Here is a 20,928-nt window from a genome sequence, read left to right as displayed (position 1 = left end):
GAACGCAGCTGGCTACGTGGCTCCCCAGGTGCGAAATCGCCAGCCTGATCGGCATCACAAATGTCCCTTTGGAGATTTCAGGTGCCAACACACCTCAGCAGCACCGCATGGTGTGGCAGACCTTGCGGAAAATCGATATTCGCCTATCGCAGACGGTAAATCCTGACCGTAATACAGGACTGGTGTACTTCGGCGGAAGAATTCCGAACGTTTGAGTTACCGGCCGAGACTACGCCAGGCTATCGTTTGACGGATTCGCTGAGGTCCCCTTGGCCGGAATCGCTTCGATCGTCCGCAGAATCTCCACGCATCTTGCTCCTTACTGCCTGAAGCACGCGACTGGAGCTGTTGAGGCACCGGACATATGCATTGGGACAGACTCTCCGTCACGTACGAAGCGAGTCCTTCAAGTCGAAAGAGGGCCGCTACCTCTATCTAGTCGAGCCTCGAGCCATCACGCATCTCGTGGCGTCCGCGTTGCAGGGTGTCGCGGAGGACCGGTTGTTGATCCATTCAAAAACTGCAATTTGAAAGCATCTCCACAACACTGGACCCAACGGCCTCGGCTCCACGATCGCCGTCCTCTTGCCGTAAAAGTTCAGCCAAACACTACATAAACCGGAGTCGTGTCTTGTTTTGTCTATACCAGGTGATAGAACCATAAACGTAAGTCTTAGGCGCCGCTCTGATACATCGGTGTAGCAGAGTTGTTATGAGGAAATGATTTGAACACTTTTTCGACGTGGCAGGGGCCGCTAGGGCACCTGGGGACTTGGGTCACTCAAGATGCCGAGGCGGCCCTTAAGGCTTACAGGATCCGCCCCAACCTGGCACGCGAGCACGACAACATCGAGCGAAGTACCGTCGAGAGCGGCTATGGGCGCAAGCAGTTACACGAGCTTGTCCAGAATGCGGCGGACGCCATGGATGGAATGTCAGGCCGCATCGCCCTCGTCCTTACTGCCGATACTCTCTATTGTGCAAACGAGGGAGCGCCACTGTCCCAGTCCGGTCTCGAAGCGCTTTTTATGTCGCACTCCTCTCAAAAGCGTGACGACAAAATAGGCCGATTCGGGCTGGGTTTCAAGTCGGTTCTTCAAGTCAGTGATCGACCGGAAATCATAAGCCGCACGGTTTCAGTACGTTGGAATCGCGACAAAGCTCGTGAGGCCATTTTACGGGTTCTTCCTGAACAAAAACATTTTCCGGTATTGCGCCTAGCCGAAGCCTTCGAGCCAGTTGAGGCGGCTCAGAATGATGCAGTACTGGCGGAGCTCATGGAATGGGCAGCCACGATCGTACGGTTACCGCTCCGGGAAGAGTTTCTTTGGCTTGATCAGGAATTCAAGGATTTCCCCCCTGAATTTATGCTCTTTTCCGAACAAATTCAGACCTTAGAATTAGACAACCAGCGCACGGGGTCAAGAGCGTCATGGAATGCGTCGAGAGAAGGTCACGAGGTAAGACTCCTGGCAGACGACCAAAAAGAGATCCTTTGGGACGTACTCAGCATCCCACACCATCCAACCGCTGAGGCCAGGAAGGAAGCCGGGTCCATTGCTGCCCGAGCGGAACTGCAAGTATCTTGGGCCGTCCCTCGTAAGAACAGGGGCAAGCGTGCTGGCCAGTTCTGGAATTACTTTCCAACCCCCACCTTCACGTCGCTGAGCGGTATCGTCAACGCTGCATTTAAGTTGAATGAGGACCGGCAGAACATGCTGGCGGGGCGATACAACGAGGAAATTCTCAAGCTCACGCTCCCCCGCATCGTTGCCGCGGCCCTTCCCGAACTCGTTGATCCTGAAGACCCCGGAAGTATTCTTGACATCCTTCCCGCCCGTTTTCGCCCAATCGAGTCACGATCCTGGGCGGATGAAGTTCTGAACAACCCTGTCATGCAGGCTGTTGCATCCATGAGTTTTATCCCAGACCTAGCGGGCAAGTTGAGATTCGCGAGCGAGATACGTGTGGCGCCAGACCTCCGGGAAGCGGGAAAGATTGAGGCATTGTGGGATGCTGCCGTCCCGCGCGATCGACCTTGGGCACATCGGACGACGTTCGTCGGCAAAGACCGAAACGCCACCCTGGAGCGCCTGCTTGGATTTGCCAAGGTTGAACGCACCACTGTGGTGGAATGGCTCGAGGAGGTCGTTCAGGCGGGTACAATTAAAAGCTTTGCCAGTGCTCTTGAAATTGCTGTTGCCATAAACAAGTCACACCCGGAACTCTGGGCCGACATGAGGCAGTCGAAGATTGTCCTTGCTGGCGACGGCAGCCACCAGAAACCGCTTGCTAGCTCAATTTTTGTTCCCATAGATGATGACGACAACGCTGAAAACCTAGTTTCGCTGGAACTGGCTAGTTTCCAGAATGTGCGAGAGCACCTGAGGGCTCTTGGCATCGGCCTGCTGGACGCGCAAGGTCAACTGCGCAAGGTAGTTGCAATCGTCTTGAGCGATGGGTCCGATGACGATGCCAAGAGCAGCATGTGGCGGCTTGCTCGTTCCGTGCCTGCACCTCAGATGGTGATTCAGCTGCAGGAGGCCTTTCCGCAGCTTTCCGTTCCTCTTCGATGCGAAGACGGCAGTTGGCGCAAGGCTTCGGAAGTTTGGCGCCGAGGAGGAATTTTTCCGACTAACGGCACAGGAGACGCCGAACTCGTTGTTGACGGCGTATTCCACGCTGCGGACATGCCGCTCCTTCGACAACTTGGAGTCCGGACCGGCCTCAGCCAACCCGTCCAAACCTCCTCCGGCCAGCTCTATCGTGACTGGCGTGAGGCGCAAGGTAAAGCAATTCAACAGCGCTTCGTTGGTTCTCCCACACCGGTTTCCAGCATTCACTTGAAGTTCGCCGCTGCGTTCACAACTCCTGGGCTTGAACTCCTCTCCAAGGCAAGCAAAGAAGCTCGGCTAATGGCCACGCGACACGTCCTAAGCAGCCGTCATTACCCCGTGGTAGTGAGCATCAGCAACCAGTATGTCGCAGACATTCAAGTTGACGATCCTGACCTCTGGTGGGCAGTAACATATGGAGTTGTGGACACAGCCTTGGGGGTCGTGGACGCGGTTAATGCAGTCAGCCCTGTCGACGGCATACCCAACGGATTCCTTCCCACGCCGAGTGATCCTGAGTCCGCTGCCATCCTCCGGTTGCAGTCCGATCCCTCGAAATTCAATTGGTCTCATATCTACAAATTGGCCGCCGGAAGCCTAGTTATCTCCCAGCTGCACCAGCTCTATGGGATCGCTGCACTGAAGCGGCTGCCGCGCCCCAAGCAAATCCGGGTGGAAACGAAAGACGGCCCTACAGAGCTTCCCATCTCCGATGCAACGGTAGCGATTGACGAAGCCACATACCAGCACTACGCGAAGACCCGTGGCGCTGCGGTTATCTTCACGAACAACACCGACCTAACCAGCGCTCTCTCTGAAGTTTGGAAAATACCTACAGTCAACGTCAACTTCACCACTGAGCTCGTGTTCACTGAAACCGGTCCGCGGCAAAAACTCGGGGACCGGATCCCGTATGTTCATATACCGTTTGGGGGCACTTCCAAAGTGGAGCTCGTTCCTTGCTCCGATCTGTCGTTCGTAACCGCCAACGACGTTGACGACTACAGAAGTAAGCGCGCCCTCGAGACTCATCTGGATGATCAGACCTTCTACTACCTCTCTCACCTAAGTCCCCAGAGGTGGCTCCAAGCACTTCTCGAAGCAAGAGGGAAGAAGTCGACAGCCGCCAACGTACTTGCGGCAGCGAAAGCCGCCGCCGCCGAAGCTGAGCGAGCCCGCAAGCTCAAAGAAATCGCCGGACTGACGGATGAAGATGAAAAGCTCGTGGCGCTCGTTGGCGAACAGGCTATACGCGACCTCATCCCGGCGCATGTTTTCGAAATGCTTGATTATCGTACTGATGAGCAGCTAACGGGGAAGAAGCTTGCTGGGCTAGCAAGTACTCTGCACGGCGCCAGTCTCTTCAAAAAGCTAAAGCCGCTCCTGGACGAACAGGGGATCGAGACTCCGGCCCAATTCAACGGCAGTGCGTCCGCCAGAGCCTTCCTCAAGAGTCTTGGTATCTCGGAAGACTATTTTCCAACTTCTCTTGGCGCTAAGAAGCCAGCGCGAGAAGAAGTGGTTGGCCCTATCCAGCTGAGCCCTATGCATGATTATCAAATAGACGTCGGCAAGCAGATTGAAGATGTGTTGGCTGGCAAGCGCAAGTCCCGTGCGATCGTCCAGTTGCCGACAGGTGCCGGAAAGACACGTGTAGCGGTCGACTCGATCGTGGCACATGCTGCAGCGACTGATAACCCCCAATTGGTCGTCTGGGTGGCACACACTAAAGAGCTCTGCGACCAGGCGGTGGACGCCTGGATTTATGTTTGGCAGGCCGGAGGCATTCCTGGGGAGCGTTTGGCCGTGAGCCGGCTATGGGACGGCAACGAGGCCAAACACGAAGAGACGCGGATGCACGTCGTCGTCGCATCAATTCAGACGCTGAGCAGCGTTCTGGAAACGCGGCAAGCTGAGTATGACTGGCTTTTCAAAGCCGACATCTTGGTAGTCGATGAGGCACATGGCGCTATTGCGCCCACCTACACGGACGTTTTCAGGGCCTTTGGCCGCACCAACTCCGAGCGTGGAAAGCCCGTAATTGGCCTTTCCGCGACTCCCTATAGGGGGGTGAATGAGGGCGAAACCGAGCGCTTGGTAAAGCGGTTCGATGGCCAGCTGCTTGTGCCGTCGCAATTTGATTCAGAACACGCCCACACCTACCTTCAAGACATGGGTGTGCTCGCGGCTGTCCGTCACGAATCACTTGACGGCATACAACTCAAACTCACAGCGGGAGCAGCGCTCCCAGGAAAATCCACGAGCGCGATGCTTGAAACTCGCATCGACTTAGGTACGGTCGCTCGAAGCAAGGCCCGAAACGACACGATCCTCAACCATGTCAAGAGCGTCGCGGCCAGTCAGACTGCCCTGGTATTTGCTGCTTCCGTAGAACATGCGGAGGCACTCGCAGCGACACTCGCCGCGGAAGGGGTGCCGTCGGCTGCAATCTCGTCCAAAACACATCCGGCTGATAGACGCCGTCAGATCGAAGATTTCCGCGCCGGAAAAATCCGCGTTCTCACGAATTTCGATGTACTTTCTCAAGGATTTGATGCTCCGAAGGTTGGCGCAGTATATGTTTGCAGGCCTACTTTTGCACCAAACAAGTACCTCCAGATGATCGGCCGTGGTCTGCGCGGCCCCAAAAATGGCGGAAGCGAGGAAGTTCTAATCGTCAACGTCAATGACAATATTGACCAGTTTGGGGAGCAACTGGCCTTCAACCACTTTGACTACCTCTGGAATCGGGAATCATGACAGTGACGGAACTGGATTCAAGCCAGGCAGCCGTGGCATTCGCTCCCTTGAACGATAGACAGTACGTCATCGCTGGTGCAGGCCAGGGCAAGACAGAAGTCCTCGTCTCCCGCATCGAATATCTAGTGGAGCACGAAGGATTGAATCCAGCGGACGAAATTCTCGTGCTCAGTTTCTCAAGAGCTGCCGTCGAAGCTGCCCGCAACCGGGCCGCAGCCGCGGATGTCGAACAGGTGACCGTTCGGACCTTTGACTCTCTGGCTTCCACCATCTTGATGGAGCTTGACGACAATGAAGAGTTTCGCGGCCTGTCCTTCGACAAACGAATCCAAAGGGCAATCTCCCTCTTAGCAGAGCATGGCTTACCCGACTTTCTGGCCGAGCTTAAGCACTTGTGCGTGGATGAGGCACAAGACCTCGTCGGCGATCGGGCGCAGCTGGTTACAGCAATAATCGAGCGAGCCGACGATGAGTTCGGCTTCACTTTCTTGGGTGACCCTCTTCAGGGGATCTACGATTTTCAGCTGGGCGATTCGAATCATAAGACCACGGCTAGGGATTTGTTCCGAAGACTGCTGGTTGGCTTTGGTGCGACTCGTCGCGAGCTCACGACCAACTATCGCGCGCGAAGCCAGAGAGCAAGGGATCTTGTCCTAGTCGGGAATGGACTTCGAGACCTGGGGTTCGAAAAAAGCGAAGCCGCCGAGGTGGCTTTCGCAAGTTTAGAGGAATTTCGTTTAAAGGAGCCGACCTCCCGGTCTTTCCTGGATGTAACATCGGTCCTGGATCCTGAGCCTGATACCGGAGCGGTACTCTGCAGTAATAACTATGAGGTCCTGGTTGCTAGTGAGCAATTGGACGCTGCAGGATGGGCGCACTCGGTTCGGCGTCAGGCTCGAGAGTTGGGGGGTGCTCACTGGATCTGGTTAGCACTCCATGACCTTGCACCCACAAAATATGCACGGGAAAACATCGAGCAAAACCTTTTTACAGCTGGCCGGCCCGAACCTGAAACCGATTGGTTAGCGCTGAAACAGTGCGAAGGAAACTGGCGCGACCCTGAGACGCTCAATATCGGGTTCCTGGCACGGCGCCTGATGGCTGGCAGTATTCCCATGGCACTGACAGTCCAGGACAAATCCGCGTTAACCGTCTCCACTGTTCATCGGGCAAAAGGCCTAGAGTACGGGCACGTACTCTTCATCGAACCCGGAGATCAAAGGGAGGGGGACAAGAATTACGACGAAATCACCCGCCACAGGTATGTTGCACTGAGCCGGGCTAGAGACTCGATCCTGTCAGCAAAGCTAGCTGCACCTCCAGGAACGTTTGGCAAAAAGCATCAGAAAAACAAGCGATGGACCGAATTACATTTTGCAAGGCCGAGGCATTATGTGACGCGAATGGAAGTTTTTTCCAGTGATATCCGAACAACTTCGCCCTATGCTTCAGAGGGGCTAGACGGCATGTCCATCCAACACAACATACTGCATGCTGGATTCGGAACTCCCGCTCAAGCCGTCCTTGTCGTGGAAGCCCACGACGATCAGCCTGCATTCTATGAATTGCAGACAACAGACGGAACTCCGCTAGGGATAACTACGGAGCGGTTTGGCCGCGAAATGAAGCAAGTGTTTCACCGATGGGGTGAGTTCAAATGGCCCACGAGGTTCACCGGTTTACGGGTTGCGTCCATAGAGTGTGCAGCAGGTGCCTCAGAGCAAACGGAAGAAATGGGTCTCGGCAGATCGGGTTTGTGGCTCGTGCCTAGGTTCTCGGGTCTCGCAAGAGCAAGCTGGAAGTGAGTTAGTCAAATGGGAAGCCTTGATTCAAAGTACGCCTTCCGGGCAGAAACGGTTGATCGACTCGAACGCGATCTCTACGGCCCCGACGCCGTTGACGAGATACTCGACGAACGCCCTCTGGACCGATACCTGACAGGGGTCCTCTGGCCAGTATCAGACGACGCGCAAGAAGATGTTCCGGAGGATGCGGACGCGGCGACAGGCGACGACGATGAAGTCGTGGACAGCCCGGTGGCTAGCAGCCGAATGACGTACCCGTCCAGCATCGGAATGACCTTCACCGTTGATCTGAACGTTGCGGACAGGGCTATTATCCACCCGAAGGCCGCACGCTACGTACCTGTCTCCGCCGGGCACGAAGCGACCGACCCTGATGTGGAGGGTTCGGTTAGGGCCTCGAAAAGCATCGTCGATCGGTGGGGCCGGCGTGAACTCTCACTGGCCCCGATCTCTATTGATCTCCTCTCGCCTCCTTCCGTGCCCACGCCCCTGGTAATTGGTGCCCTCGAGCTATACATTCTCGTTCGACCTCCAATTCAAGGTGCCGTAACCGTGACCGTCGCTCTACGGAACCTCCTGCGCAAACCTGCGGAGGGTGACCGGGACGCTAACTGCTGGTTCCAGGTTGGGCTGGGCGTCGAGACAAAAACTCCCGCGCTCATGGATCGTCAGGCACTTCACGAAGGTGTCTCCGACGACAGCGACCTGGCGACGGCGCAACTCCTGTACCGAAATGCACGGATGTTTGCTGCAGGTCATGGGTGCGCTACCACCTGGAAGGAGGAAGACATTCACGAAGGCCTTTGTAGTTATGCCGAGACGACATTTATACCGCGGCAAGAAGTGCCCCGAGCCATGACGGGCGATGTCCTGGCTGACTTGTCCTTCGGGTTCCTCGCCAGCGCATCTCCGGATCAGGTAACTGCTCAGCTTTCCCTACTGGTCCAGGAATACCGCGATTGGATCGCCGTCAAGCTGGCTGGCCTCGACGTCCAAGTAAGTGCGGACGAGGATGTTCCCAAGCATCTACGCTTGCAAGCGGAGAGCCATCTAGAGGCAGCGTCTGCAGCTGCCGAGCGAATACAGGCCGGCATAGACCTCCTACAATCCGAGCCCTTAGCTTTTAGTGCGTTTCAGCTAGCGAATAAGGCGATGCACATCCAGCGATCAAGGCAGGACTGGGTGCGGGCAAAATCCGGCGGAACATTTGTACTAGACGCCAAACAGTCCTGGAGACCGTTCCAAATTGCGTTCATTCTTCTGAATCTTCCGTCTCTTACTGAGGCAAGCCACGAGGAACGCGATGTCGCCGACCTCCTATGGTTTCCAACGGGCGGCGGGAAGACTGAAGCATATCTTGGCCTTATTGCGTACACGATTCTCCTTCGACGCCTTCGTGATCCTGATGCCAAAGGTGTGGCTGTGATTATGCGCTACACTCTCCGGTTGTTGACGATCCAACAGTTCGAGAGATCCGCCATGCTTATTTGCTCCCTTGAGTACTTAAGGAAAGAGGCCGTAAACCTCGGGGCCGAGCCATTCAGCATCGGACTATGGGTAGGGGCTGGCGCGACGCCCAACAACACAGACGTCGCCCGACGAAATCTGCGGAAACTGGCCGACGGCCTGAATGTTATCGAAGGCAATCCCGTCCAGCTCAAAGCTTGCCCGTGGTGCGGGCGGGTCCTTTCGGAGTCGGACTATTCAGTCCGCAGCGCTCCTACTCAGCGCATGCTAATCAAGTGCCCAAATTCCTCGTGTGACTACAGGACCGGCCTTCCGGTGCACCTCGTGGACTCCGACATATACCGGGAGCGCCCAGAACTGGTAATCGCCACTGTGGATAAGTTCGCACAGATGGCATGGAACGGTGCAATCGCCAATATCTTTGGCCGGGGGGTAGCAACAGACTATGGCCCAGACCTTGTCATACAGGATGAACTCCATCTGATTTCGGGGCCGCTCGGGTCGACGGTAGGTATCTACGAGGCGGCATTCGATTTGGCAGCTGGAGATGCTCTAAGAAGCGGTAGTGACAGTTCTACTCGCCGCCCCAAAATCGTTGCATCAACAGCCACAATCCGTCGCGCTGCAAAACAGATAGAGGCCGTTTTCGACCGTCGCTCGTCCTTGTTTCCCTCGCCTGGACTTCTACCCGATGACTCGTTCTTTGCAGAACGCGCACCACGTGACGAATACGGGACCAGAGAGTACGTCGGCGTCATGGCCTCGGGAACTAGCCATGCGACATTGATGGTCCGTGTCTACGCATCCTTGTTGAATTCGGGGCTGCGAGTTGAGGGAACGGACGAGGATCGGGACCCTTACTGGACCCTTATCGGATACTTCAACAGCCTGCGCGTACTCGGAAGCGCCTATCTTCAGGTGAGCGATGACGTCCGCGTCAGACTTGGCCTGCTGGCGTCTCGCGATGGCGAAGCAGAATCGGTGCGCCAAGCCCACCCTAACGAGCTAACCAGTCGCGTACCAAACAACTTGATACCTGCTCAGCTTAAGAACCTTGAAACTCGATTGGGCCAAGAAGGGGTTGAAAACGTCGTCCTAGCGACAAACATGATTTCCGTTGGCCTGGACGTCGATCGACTGGGCCTAATGGCAGTCATGGGCCAACCTCAGTCGAGCGCGGAATACATCCAGGCTACGAGCAGGGTCGGGCGAAAATTCCCAGGCTTAGTTGTCACGATTTTCAACTCGTCGAAGTCCCGGGACCGTTCCCATTTTGAGGGCTTTGTTCCGTTCCATCAGGCCATGTACCGGGCGGTAGAGGCCACAAGTGCCACGCCTTTCGCTGCCCGCTCACGCGACCGCGCCCTTCACGGTGTCCTCGTCTCTGCAGTCCGTATGCTATCGCAAGAGTTGGCTGGCTCCGGCGCCGCTGCATACATCAGCCGAAAAACGGAAGTCGTAGACGATATAGTACGGCGGTTGGTTAGCCGCAGCAGGTCGGTGGCGAAGCCGGAGGCTGAAGCCACACGTGAGCAGCTTCAGACCCTCCTAGATGTGTGGGCCGCGGAAGCGGCTGGCAAGGCGTCACTTCAGTATGAAGACCAAAAGAACTCAGGCAATGCCCTGCTTATCCGCTACTCCAAGGCTCTAGAACAAGACGACTTCGACTTCTCTCTGGATCAGGCTCCCTGGGCCACTCCGGAAAGCATGCGCGACGTCGATGCAGTTACTCCGCTACGGCAAGTTACCCTCCGGAAGGAAACTTCTAATGAATGAGTTCAATCTCCGCAGGGCACAGCTTCTGTCTACTTACGGGGTTGGCGGACTGCTGCCTGACGAAAACGCCAGTTTCATGGTGGCCAGTTTAGATCAGTGGGATACGGAGCTTCTGTCCCGAGTACCTGAACCGCGGTTGGCACGCGCTCTGCACGTGTCAGATCTCTTCTTGCCTTCTTCCAGCAAGCGCCAAGGATCAGTGCCGGTTATCCGCTTCCCGTTCGTTCAGTCCTGCGGCAAGTGCGGGCGCCTGGGAAATCTCCATAGTTTGAAATCGAAATGGAATGATCCCATATGCGGCTTTTGTAAGCCGAAATCTGCCCTCACTCCATCTCGCCTTATTATCACGTGCGAGGACGGACACATAGATGACTTCCCATACCACTTCTGGGTCCACGATGAATACTATTCGTCTACTCCAGACGATCATCAGCTCTCCTTGAAAGCAAGGGGCCGTACATCCTCGCTGGGTGACATGCTCGTCTCCTGCTCTTGCGGCCGAAAACGCAGCCTTGGGGACGCGTTCACCCCCGGCGCCTTCGGCCCCATGCGATGCAGTGGTCGCCGCTTATGGCTCGGTGGACCATCTTTTTCGCAGAAAGGGTGCGCTAAGCCGCCCCGCACGGTACAACGCGGTGCTTCAAACGTTTGGTTTCCATCCATTTCTTCTGTCATTTCAATCCCGCCTTACTCTGAGGCTCTCGCAAAAGCAGTAGCGCAAGACGGTCATATTCTGTCCGAACCTGAGGTTCTCGGGCCAGAAGGTACATTCGTCATTAAAGCCACGGTCAAGAAGCACGGATCGAAATTTACAGCCGAGCAAATTCTGGCGGAGGTAAGACGCCAGTTTCACAGCGGTGAAGACGACGTCCCAGACATGGTGGAGCTTCGCCGCCAAGAATTCGACGCCTTGATTGAAGGCCGCGAAGACGGTCCGGGCCGAGACTTTGTCTGCCTCCCAGTTCAAGTTGATCCGAGCATTCAGCCACTCGTTACGGCGGTTCGGCGTGTTACTCGTCTTCGCGAGGTCAGGGCCTTGTTCGGTTTCACGCGGCTGTTGGCTCCGTCTGAGGATAATCCCGACGTCAAAACCTGCGTTCTAAGCCCGGAGGATGGACGAGTCAACTGGCTTCCGGCCGTGGAGAACATCGGTGAGGGAATCTTCATTTCCCTTGATCGCGACCAATTGCATACCTGGGCTGAGCAGGATTTCGTCAAGAGCCGGAAGGCCCAGCTGGATTCCAATGCGCGCAAGGCGGCGGCGCAGCGCAAGCAGAAGCCGGTTCCCGTAGATATTGTCAAGGTAGCGGTTCACACGTTGTCGCACGTGCTGATAGACCAACTAGCTCTGGACGCAGGTTACCCGACGTCGTCTATACGTGAACGCTTATACGTAGATGAGGAATCTGCGGGCCTTTTGCTGTTTACGGCTTCTGCTGACTCCGCTGGCAGCTTAGGAGGCCTGGCCGCCCAGGCTGACAGTGACGTTCTCGCGAAGGTATTCATAGATGGGCTCCGAAGACTGGAATGGTGCTCAGCCGATCCGGTCTGCATCGAATCCTCAGGCGCAGGAACCGATGGTCGCAACCTTGCGGCCTGCCATAACTGCGTCTACTTGCCGGAGACAAGTTGCGAGCACTTTAACGGTGCCCTGGACCGAGGGCTTCTATATGGAACAGGAGCGGACCTCGATAAGGGCATGTGTAGTGCCATGGTCGGGAACGCGGCAACAGGCGGTGATATCTCCGGCCTCGGGGTAAGCCCGAGCAACCCGCTCGAACCCGAGCAAGCCGAGGATTTCAGTCCGTGGGAGTCAGTACTAGAGCTGACAAGTGAACGAGTCCGGCCTTTGGCACACGCGTTGAAATCTCTGAATGTTCCAGTTCCTGAGACAGGTGCGGATATTGGGCCATCGTGTGAATGGATCGCTGAGCTGGTATGGCCCACTCATAAGGTGGCCGTCGTTGATGGAGAAAATGAGGCACGCGACGAATGGCTCTCGAAGCAGGCTTGGACCCACTTCAACGCAACGTCCGTCCACCCTTCCGAAGTCTCGGCGGCGCTGATTGGGCGACTCTGACAAGGACCGGCACATACACGCCTTGTCAGGGTCGCCCGGCCAGAAGGGGCACCTTTGAGCAGCTAAGGACTAGTCGAGGAAATACTCGAAACTGAGCGGCTTCAGATTTTCCTGGGACGGCCGCCAGTCTGGATACACGCTCATGATCCCCTTGCCTGTGGTGATAGAGCCGTCGAGATGACGCTCCCATTCGATATCCGCAACGACTACTAAATCTGTTCGGCCGAAATGGTTAGCGTGAGTTACCTCATTGCGAGTTAGGATGACTTTCTGCACGTAGCCCTGAGAGCCTTTAACCTCGACGTGCCGAACCTCATCCCCGCGCTTTACATCGAGGTCGTACGACTCGAATGCCCCGACGTCCTTGACCTTGTAGCCGGCTGCTTCGTAGTGCTCTGTGGCCTGACGTACGGCCTGCATCTCGATGGCCTTTTTTAGTATAGGATCGGCGCAGAAGCCGGCGTAGCTCTGCTTTACGCCATTCTGTCCCGCCACCGGAGGCGCCACTAGGGGACGGTCAAACCCTCCCCAATCACTGTCGGGCAGGAGGTCCGGGACGGCGGCGATAACCTTTATCGGCAGCTTGAAGAGGTAGCCTTGGTTAGGTTTCAGGCCAGTCGTAGGGTGCTTCTGAAACGGAAAATAGATCGTATATCCCGCGGCGTCTGCAAAATCTCGTTCCAGCTCGCCTTTGACCCCAAGAATGTCGTCCTGGTGGTCCGCGCGAAGATCTGTCAGCAGGTAAGGGCGAGAAAGCGGCGAGTACTCTGTGAGCGGAATCGTGTTGGCTGGCTTCCCGAACCAGTCTCCTGCCCGCGGCTGCAGCTCGCCGGCCACAATCGAGGCCCCGTACATTCCGGATTTGAACCCCATCGGGTTGTTCTTTCCCACCCAGTGGAGAACAACATCGCCGACTCGGACATCGTGCATGAGATCGTAGCGAGGCGTGTCAGGGGCAATGAGTTCGCTTCCCCAGGTATCGACGTTGACCAATTCCATCCAGTACCGCTGCGTGGCGTCGCCGTCCCACCATCGCGCTTTTTTGCCTGTCGCGCTAACCGCCATTCCTCCCCCAAAAGTTTGTTTATTGCCCTGAACTATCGAGACTACTTTGTACCAAGCAGCTCTGACGGTTTACCGTTCCATGTCACCACAAGCTCGTCGCGGGCGCGGGTCACTGCCACGTAAAGCAGTGATCTTTCCCGCAGCAAAGCATCGTCGCGCTCCGCTTCCGCCAGACCCTGGATAGCGTGCTTCTGTGGAAGGCTGGAGTCGCTAACACCGAAGAGAATGACCTTGGCGAATTCCATTCCTTTAGCCCGATGCATTGTCATGACCACTGGCTCTTTGTTGTCCCCTGCCGATGCGTCGATAGATCGGACCTGGATTCCACGCTCGTTCAGGCTGCTAACCAACTGAGCCTGGTGATGCTTAGCTCGGACTAGTATTCCAATCGAAGCACCGTCGGTCCCCGCCTCCTGCCACCGACGAATGTGGTCGGCAGCGAGGTCCAGCTCGCTGTTCAGCGACTCAAGGCCTTTCCGGACCGGCTCCGGACCGCTGCGTGCTGAGCGGTAGTCGCTGGACTTCTCCTCGCCGTCCTCGATGTCGCGGAACTCCGCCCCGGAAAGGAGTTTCACAGCGAAGGCGAGGTTCTGCGCCGTCGTGCGGTAGTTCAGCGTTAGTCGCCGGGAACGGCCAACAATGTGTATGCCAAAGCGGGACAGCGGCACCTTCTGTCCATATAGCCGCTGATGGGAATCCTCGGCGATGAAGAGGTCATTCGTTCCCTCCGCAACGAGGGCCCTCAGCAGGAGCCAATGTCCTGCATGAAAATCCTGCGCCTCGTCCACTATAACGTGATCCGCCGGCCGCGGTCCCCCACTTGAGACCCGGTGGTTCAGGGCTGCCGCAGCGAGGGCTGCGATTTCCGCGTAGCTTGCTTCGTCCTCCATCCGGTTCGCACGTCGATACGCCTCGACGATCCGCCACACCGCAATGCGCCTTGTCCGGTTCAAGGCAGTGCCGCGTCCGCCGCGGGAGACCTTCAGGTACTCGTCCTTGGTTGTCACACCGTTGGCCAGGACCACAGAGAGGTATTCCTGCTCTAAAAAAGTGGAGTTGGCCAGCGTTGACTCCAAGCCATGGTCCACGGAATCGGCCGCCCGGTCCCAGGCATCGTTGTGGGTCCGCTTAGTCGTCTTCTGGTCCCCCGCCCTAAAAACCCTGTCGAGCGCAGCGGACCGCTCGTCTGCGGATGCCGTCGTCCAGATCTGAAATGCCAATGAGTCGATGCCAGCCACGCAGAGGCCCGGGCGGCCCAGCTTTGGGGAAATCGCCAGGGCTGGGTCCAGCTTGGCCATATTCGTGGCCAGCGATTCGGCCAGAGTGGTGGTGTATGTCGTCAGGACGACTCTAGCTGGCGTCTTTGCGTCGGCAAGGACTTTGGCGCGGTGCAGCGCAACGACAGTCTTGCCCGTCCCGGCTCCACCCGATAGGCGGAACGATCCGTTGCGGCTCTTCTCTGCATACTGCCGCTGCTCCGGGTGCAGGAACGTTCGCCAGGCTTCAAAGTCACCGAACTCGATGATGTTCTTCAGCTCCTGCGCGTTCTCGCCAATGAACGCAAACTGGATCTTCGATGCGGGGTGTTCCAACGCCTCTTGAATCTTCTCGTCCTCGGACTTCGTCTCATCTTCGACGTATTGGCCGAGCCCGAGCTCTTCCTTCACCTCAGCCAGGGACTTTCCGGCCTCGAGATCGATCAGTGCAATGCCCTGCCACTCGGGCGCATTGTCCACGACCGCTGAAAATTCCTCGAGTGAACGCGCAGCCACTGCCCGCCGGGCGACCTCGGCATCGATGCCTAGGTCCTCCATCAGATACTCTGGCGTGTAGCCCGCTGAAACCAGTCCGTTCTCATACCCCGGCTGAGGCCTTGGGTTCACGACGGGCGGCTTAATCTTGGACGTGTCCCCGGGCTCGCCGCCCACTGTGTCGGGTTCCGAGTCCTTGATAAGTTCCAGCACGCCATTGACCGGGTTGACTTGAAGCACGCTGGCGCGGGCGATCTCTATTGCCTCATCGTGCGGCCACGCTCCGATGTAAATGTAATGTGGCTCACCCGCCGGGTCCAGACGGTAGAGGACGGCCCTGTAGTTCAAATCTACGCGGCCAGTCCGGACACGTTGGTCCTTCGGCTTGTGCATCGGTTCAATGTGCAGACCGGGTGCCGTATCGTCTTCCTGCAACTTTTCGAGAAAGTTGTAGATTTTCGATTTCAAGGATCCATCAAGTTTGGATTTGCCCTTCATCCACGTTACTAATGGCATTACTTACCTTCCGTCACACTGAGCGACTGGACTATGTCTGCGGTATCTGGTCCTCCGGACGTCCATCCATCCGCCGTCGTTTAGTGCCTGTTGGTCGTCGCCGTCCAGCAGAATGCCCACTTTGAGTTCTTCCCATGGAAATGACAATGCCGACCCCCAGCTGGAATCCGAGTTCGGCAACAGGTAGACCGTCGATTGTGGCAAGTTCCATCAGCAAACGCCTTCATCGTCGGTGGCATTCAAAAACGACCCAAACCTGGGTAGCCCGCAATTCTGCCGCCCATCCATCTGTCCATGGCGCGGTCAGCAGTTTGTTCTCTTACCATAAACTAGACTTCCTTGGTCCTACCAAAAAACATATATCGTGAACTCCAGAGAAGGCCGCGTCTGAGATGCGTATAAGGAGCCAGCAGCGACTGACCACTTTGACGCTTACGCTAATCACGCTGACTTCGACGAGAGATTCCTGGACTGGTTCTACAGATCCTAAGGGGCCACCTGTGCGCGGGTAAGCGACCGAGCCAACTGCAGCAGCGCTGTGTCAGTTTCCCAACATGTGGGAGGAATGTTTTCCTGCAAACCAACGGCCGGTCACCCGTGATTTTCGGAATTCGCCAATGTATCCGAGCGGTGCTGACGTGACATCGACTCTCCACGATCGCCCGTCTGGACGCACGGGCAACTGGCCCGCACTCAGGTGCAGAGCCTCGTACCATCCGCCCCCCTCGGCGAGGAGCAGGTGCGTGTGTTTAGTTGAGGTAACATCGTGACCGCCTGTGAGCCGAGGAGTTCGAAGACCTGGCCCAATCAAGTGTGTCCGCAAATGTTCGCTCAAGTGCAAGGAATCGGTGCCCTCATCGGACATTGCGCGCCACCTACTGTTGTTGTCAACGATCTGCTGAACGTCCGGATGCTCGAGCAGGAACAGGGAAGGATCAAATGTTCCTGAACTTTCACCCCCACGGTCAACGGTTCTGGCAGCCATCTCGTTGGCAACATAAGTAACATTCGCATTGAGTACGACAGCGGCGGCATCAGCTCCATAAAGGCGTTTCAAACCGGTAAGAACTCCCCCGTCCCCTGGCATTCCGCAATTGATCCACCGAGTCATGCCAAGAGCTGGGTTGGCCCATGCTAAATGGCCTAGGACTACGGCTGAGAGTGAATACCAATAGGTGATGAAATAGGCGTGCACGCCGGACCCTGCGGGATCGGCCGGAGGCAGCCACTCCTCGTTGCCGGACCTCAAAGCTCTCCAGACCAACGGGAGCTCGTATTCAGAGTTTCGCAGCCCACTGTCCCAGCCCGCGTTGAAATCGCTCCACTGCCATCCACATTCACTCAGCTCTCGTGGTTCATGCACAGATCTGACCACTTGACGAAGCCGCTGCAACAGTATTTTCACTTGATCGAAGAGCTCGTGCCGCGTCCTACCACCTGTTAAAGTCGAGCTTCCGCTAAGAGCCAGCAAACGGCCTACGACGGCAGCCGCGTCTGCTGACCTCATGTCTTGAAACCCGCCCACCGGATTTTCGTCTCGCCGTGGTTCACCCGAGGAATGCAGCCCCAGAACCTTATGAATATAGCTGGCGAGGTTACTGGCGAGAAGATGAACCGCCGGTGTTGCAACCTTCTCGGCAGAGTTTGCCGACACAAGACTTGCTAGTTTTTCCAAGTCGTCGAGTTTCTCCATGTCTGACCTCGTCAAGAGGGCAATCCTCACTGCCACTTCGAACTCAAATTCTCGGCTTTGCATGATTCCTTCAACGCTGGCTGGGTGTATTTGGATCGAGTCTAAGCAGGACGGAAATACTGAGGACTTAGGCGCGCTAGCCAGCAGCCCGCACCCACAATCGCGAAGGCCTCCCCCGCGTCCCGTCCGACATCTGCCCCGCCCCGGTCAGCTTCGGTTCCATAAACCGCCGAAACGTGTCGCGCATCAAAGGCGCTCCCGCCACCACCTCGTGCAGCTCGCGCAGGTCCTTCAGCGTGAACGGCTCATCCAGCAGCGCCCCCGGATCCGGCTCCTCCGCGTAAGCAGCCCGCAGCCACTCCACCGCCTTGGCCACGATGTTCGCGTGACCGTACGGCAGCCCGGCGATCAGCTCCGCTTCCCTGGTCACGGAAGCCAGCCGGACGCCGTCGGACTTCAATGCCTCCTCCAAAGCGGCCAGCGGCACCACATCCACGTGCGCCACCGACAGCACCCAGCCGCGGTCATCACGCCCCGGCTCGTCGAAGACCTGCAGCTGCCGCGGCACCCGGCCGGAAATCACCGCCTTCTCCCGAAGGCACCGCAGCACGGCGTCCGCCAGGGTCTCGCGCTCCCGCAGGAACGTTCCCGGCAGCGCCCACTTTCCGTGCTGGTGGTCCTCGGCGCGGCGCACCAGCAGCACGCACACGCTCCCGTCCGCAACAGTCAGCACCGCGGTATCCACCGCCACCGACGGCCGCGGGTAGTCGAGCAGCGACAGGGCCGGACTGTTGTTGGAATCCTTCACACTCTTATTTATCGCAGTATTGCGCTAAAGAAGCAACCCGTGCATACTGGAACCAATTAGCGCAGAAATGCGATAAATCAACCGGAGGTTCCCATGAAAGTCCCCCAGCTCCACATTGGCGCCGGCAGCAGCCTCGGCCCGCTCAGCATCTTCCCTGTCTGGACCTCCGCGCCCGGAAGCCTCGGCATCAGCACCGGCACCCACGCCGACGTCGCCGTCAGCGAACTCGCCAGCGGCGCCCAGGTGTCCCGCCTAACCGTCACCAACAACGGCCCGCACCCGGCACTGATGCTGGAAGGCGAGCTGCTCGAAGGAGGCCAGCAGCACCGGACCTGCGCCCGCGACGTCGTCCTCGGCCCCGGCGAAACCCGCGACATCGACACCTTCTGCGTCGAAGCCGGCCGCTGGGAAGCCGGACAGAACAGCCACCGGAGGCAGGCACGGCGCGCTCCGCTGAACGTGTGGTCCGAGCTGGCCGACGGTATGAACGGGCAGCGGGGAAGGAACCGGCAGGACCGGATCTGGGAACGGGTCCGCCGCTTCGACGCCGCCCGCGGCGCCTCCGCCACCAGCTCACTCCTCCAGCACCTGGATTGGTTCAAGGACGACAAAGAGGAACGCAACCGGTTCAGCGCCGCGGACGCGCCCGCCCCGCTGGAGGGCCAGCGCGGCGTGGTGATCGGCCTGGGCCGGCAGCCGCTGCTCCTGGAGGTCTTCGGCACCAGCACGCTGTTCCGCCGCCATTACCGGCAGCTGATCGAGTCTGCGCTGCTGGACCTTGAGCTCCTGCCGCCCCAGGCGCTGGCCTCCGGGCCGATGCCCGGCCAGCGCGCCCGCGACTTCGCCGCCGGCGTGCAGGCGATGGACTTCGGCACGTTCGACGGCGGCAGCGCGGCCGTTGAAGTACGGCACCACGGCTCCCTCCGGAGCCGCAACGTCTCCCGCACCGCCGGAGCGGTCACCGCCGCCGGCATCGCCGTCGCACTCCCCCAGCGCCCGCCCCAGCTGGCCCACCTGACCGGCTGGAACACCCAACACCCCCTGATGGAGATGGCATGAAACTGAACTCCCTGCAGCATGACCGAGCGGCCGGCGTCCTCGTCGCCATGGCCGCCGGCGACGCCCTCGGAGCCGGCTACGAGTTCGGCGCACCGCTGCCGGACGGCGCCGTCGTCACGATGAAGGGCGGCGGCCCTTTCGGGTTCGCGCCGGCTGAGTGGACCGACGACACGTCCATGGCCATCCCGATCGCGGAGGCGCTGCTGGAGTCCGCGTCCGAGGGCGGCCCCTCCTCCCCCGCGGCCCTCACCACGGTGGTCCGGGCGTGGACTGGCTGGGCCACCGGGGCGAAGGACGTCGGGGCTCAGACCAGCTCCGTCATCGCTGCCGCCGGCAGGCTGGCTGCTGCTTCCGGCCGCGAGGTTCAGGCCGCCGACTTCACTGCTGCTGCCGCCGACTTCCATGCCCGGACCGGCCGCAGCGCCGGCAACGGGTCCCTGATGCGCACTGCTCCTTTGGCCTTGGCGTACCTGGACCGGGAGCCCGCTGAACTGATGGCTGCCGCCGGCGAGCTTAGCGCCCTGACCCACGCCGATCCTGATGCCCAGGAGGCGTGCGGCCTGTGGTGTGTGGCGATCCGTCACGCGGTCCTCACCGGTGTGCTCGATATCCGGGCTGGCCTGCCGCTGCTGCCTGCCGATCGCGCTTCGGTGTGGCTGGAGCGGATCAAGACGGCGGAGCGGTCCCGGCCCCGCGACTTTACCCGCAATGGCTGGGTGGTGGAGGCATTCCAGGGGGCATGGAGCGCCATCCACTATGCCGGCCTGTCAGCTGTTGGCCCCGCCCATCTTCGGGCTGCTTTGGAGGAGGCGGTGCGCGGCGGGCGCGACACGGACACCGTGGCCGCCATCGCCGGCGGCCTGCTTGGCGCTGCCTACGGCTACACCGCGGTGCCGTTCGAGTGGCGGCAGCGGCTGCACGGCTGGCCGGGCCTGCGGGCCCGCGACCTGATGGTCCTGGGCATGGAGCTGGGCCGCGCCGAGGGCCAGCGGTCTCTGTCCTGGCCGCGGGCTGAACGGCATGACTACAGCATGTGGGGCCGCACCGACGTGCTGGCCCGGCACCCGCACGACGACGGCGTGTGGCTGGGCGGGGTCGGCTCGCTTCAGCGGGTGGCTGAGCTGGGCATCGACGCGGTGGTGTCGCTCTGCCGACTTGGCACGCGGGATGTACCGGGCGTGGCGCCCGAGGACCATGCCACTTTCTGGGTGGTCGACTCCGCTGTTGAAGGCGACAACGCACACGCCGCCTTTGTCCTGCAGGAGGCAGCGGCCGTCGTCGAACGCTACCGCGCAGAGGGCAAGACTGTGCTGCTGCACTGTGTCCGGGCGGAATCCCGGACACCGACTGTCGCTGCTTTGTATGGTGCCCACGCTGCCGGCATTTCTCCGTTGGCAGCGTTGGCAGACCTGCAGCGCGTCCTACCGGGTGCGCGGCCCAACCCTCTCTTTATGCGCCTTCTGGAGGATGCACATGCTGCTGGCCGTCCCGCGTGCACCGAAGCCACGGCTGCCGCTGCCGAGTAATGTCCGA

At 58.7% G+C, this 20,928-nt stretch carries 10 protein-coding genes; 6 read left to right on the top strand and 4 right to left on the bottom strand.

Annotated elements, in window-relative coordinates; all coding sequences use genetic code 11:
* The first annotated feature begins 725 nt into the window (after positions 1-725).
* From AC4EEV_RS16495 to drmB, 4 genes are read left to right on the top strand one after another with little or no spacing between them, the layout of a single operon-like run.
* Entirely contained in the window at positions 726-5,375 is a 4,650-nt protein-coding gene (locus AC4EEV_RS16495) for a DEAD/DEAH box helicase (RefSeq protein ID WP_491329483.1), read from the top strand.
* Positions 5,372-7,180, top strand: a complete 1,809-nt coding sequence (locus AC4EEV_RS16490) for a UvrD-helicase domain-containing protein (protein WP_491329482.1) — start codon at positions 5,372-5,374, stop codon at positions 7,178-7,180. The genes AC4EEV_RS16495 and AC4EEV_RS16490 overlap by 4 nt, the downstream gene beginning before the upstream one ends.
* 9 nt (positions 7,181-7,189) lie before the next feature.
* On the top strand, positions 7,190-10,423 hold the full coding sequence (locus AC4EEV_RS16485; RefSeq protein ID WP_491329481.1) for a helicase-related protein: 3,234 nt from the start codon (positions 7,190-7,192) through the stop codon (positions 10,421-10,423).
* Complete coding sequence (drmB, locus tag AC4EEV_RS16480) at positions 10,416-12,503, top strand: DrmB family protein (protein WP_491329480.1); 2,088 nt, start codon at positions 10,416-10,418, stop codon at positions 12,501-12,503. Before AC4EEV_RS16485 ends, drmB begins: the two co-directional genes overlap by 8 nt.
* A gap of 69 nt (positions 12,504-12,572) precedes the next feature.
* Here drmB and AC4EEV_RS16475 read toward each other — a convergent pair whose 3' ends face one another.
* From AC4EEV_RS16475 to AC4EEV_RS16460, 4 genes are all read right to left on the bottom strand, one after another.
* Complete coding sequence (locus AC4EEV_RS16475) at positions 12,573-13,568, bottom strand: protein NO VEIN domain-containing protein (RefSeq protein WP_491329479.1); 996 nt, start codon at positions 13,566-13,568, stop codon at positions 12,573-12,575.
* A gap of 41 nt (positions 13,569-13,609) precedes the next feature.
* Positions 13,610-15,817 carry a 3'-5' exonuclease gene (locus tag AC4EEV_RS16470; protein WP_491329478.1) on the bottom strand — a complete coding sequence of 736 codons (2,208 nt, stop codon included), beginning with the start codon at positions 15,815-15,817 and terminating at the stop codon, positions 13,610-13,612.
* 559 nt (positions 15,818-16,376) lie between these two features.
* Positions 16,377-17,528, bottom strand: a complete 1,152-nt coding sequence (locus AC4EEV_RS16465) for a hypothetical protein (protein WP_491329477.1) — start codon at positions 17,526-17,528, stop codon at positions 16,377-16,379.
* Between the two features lie 136 nt (positions 17,529-17,664).
* Positions 17,665-18,336, bottom strand: a complete 672-nt coding sequence (locus AC4EEV_RS16460; protein ID WP_491329476.1) for an NUDIX domain-containing protein — start codon at positions 18,334-18,336, stop codon at positions 17,665-17,667.
* A gap of 93 nt (positions 18,337-18,429) precedes the next feature.
* Between AC4EEV_RS16460 and AC4EEV_RS16455 the strand changes: the two genes are divergently transcribed.
* A complete protein-coding gene (locus tag AC4EEV_RS16455; RefSeq protein ID WP_491329475.1) occupies positions 18,430-19,395 on the top strand; it encodes an ARPP-1 family domain-containing protein in 966 nt (321 codons plus the stop codon).
* Positions 19,392-20,921 carry an ADP-ribosylglycohydrolase family protein gene (locus tag AC4EEV_RS16450; protein ID WP_491329474.1) on the top strand — a complete coding sequence of 510 codons (1,530 nt, stop codon included), beginning with the start codon at positions 19,392-19,394 and terminating at the stop codon, positions 20,919-20,921. Before AC4EEV_RS16455 ends, AC4EEV_RS16450 begins: the two co-directional genes overlap by 4 nt.
* The last annotated feature ends 7 nt before the right edge of the window (positions 20,922-20,928 follow it).

It is taken from the genome of Pseudarthrobacter sp. MOO14 (genome assembly GCF_058267675.1).
The sequence above is the reverse complement of the archived record's forward strand: the minus strand, read 5'-3'. Positions and strand labels throughout refer to the sequence as shown.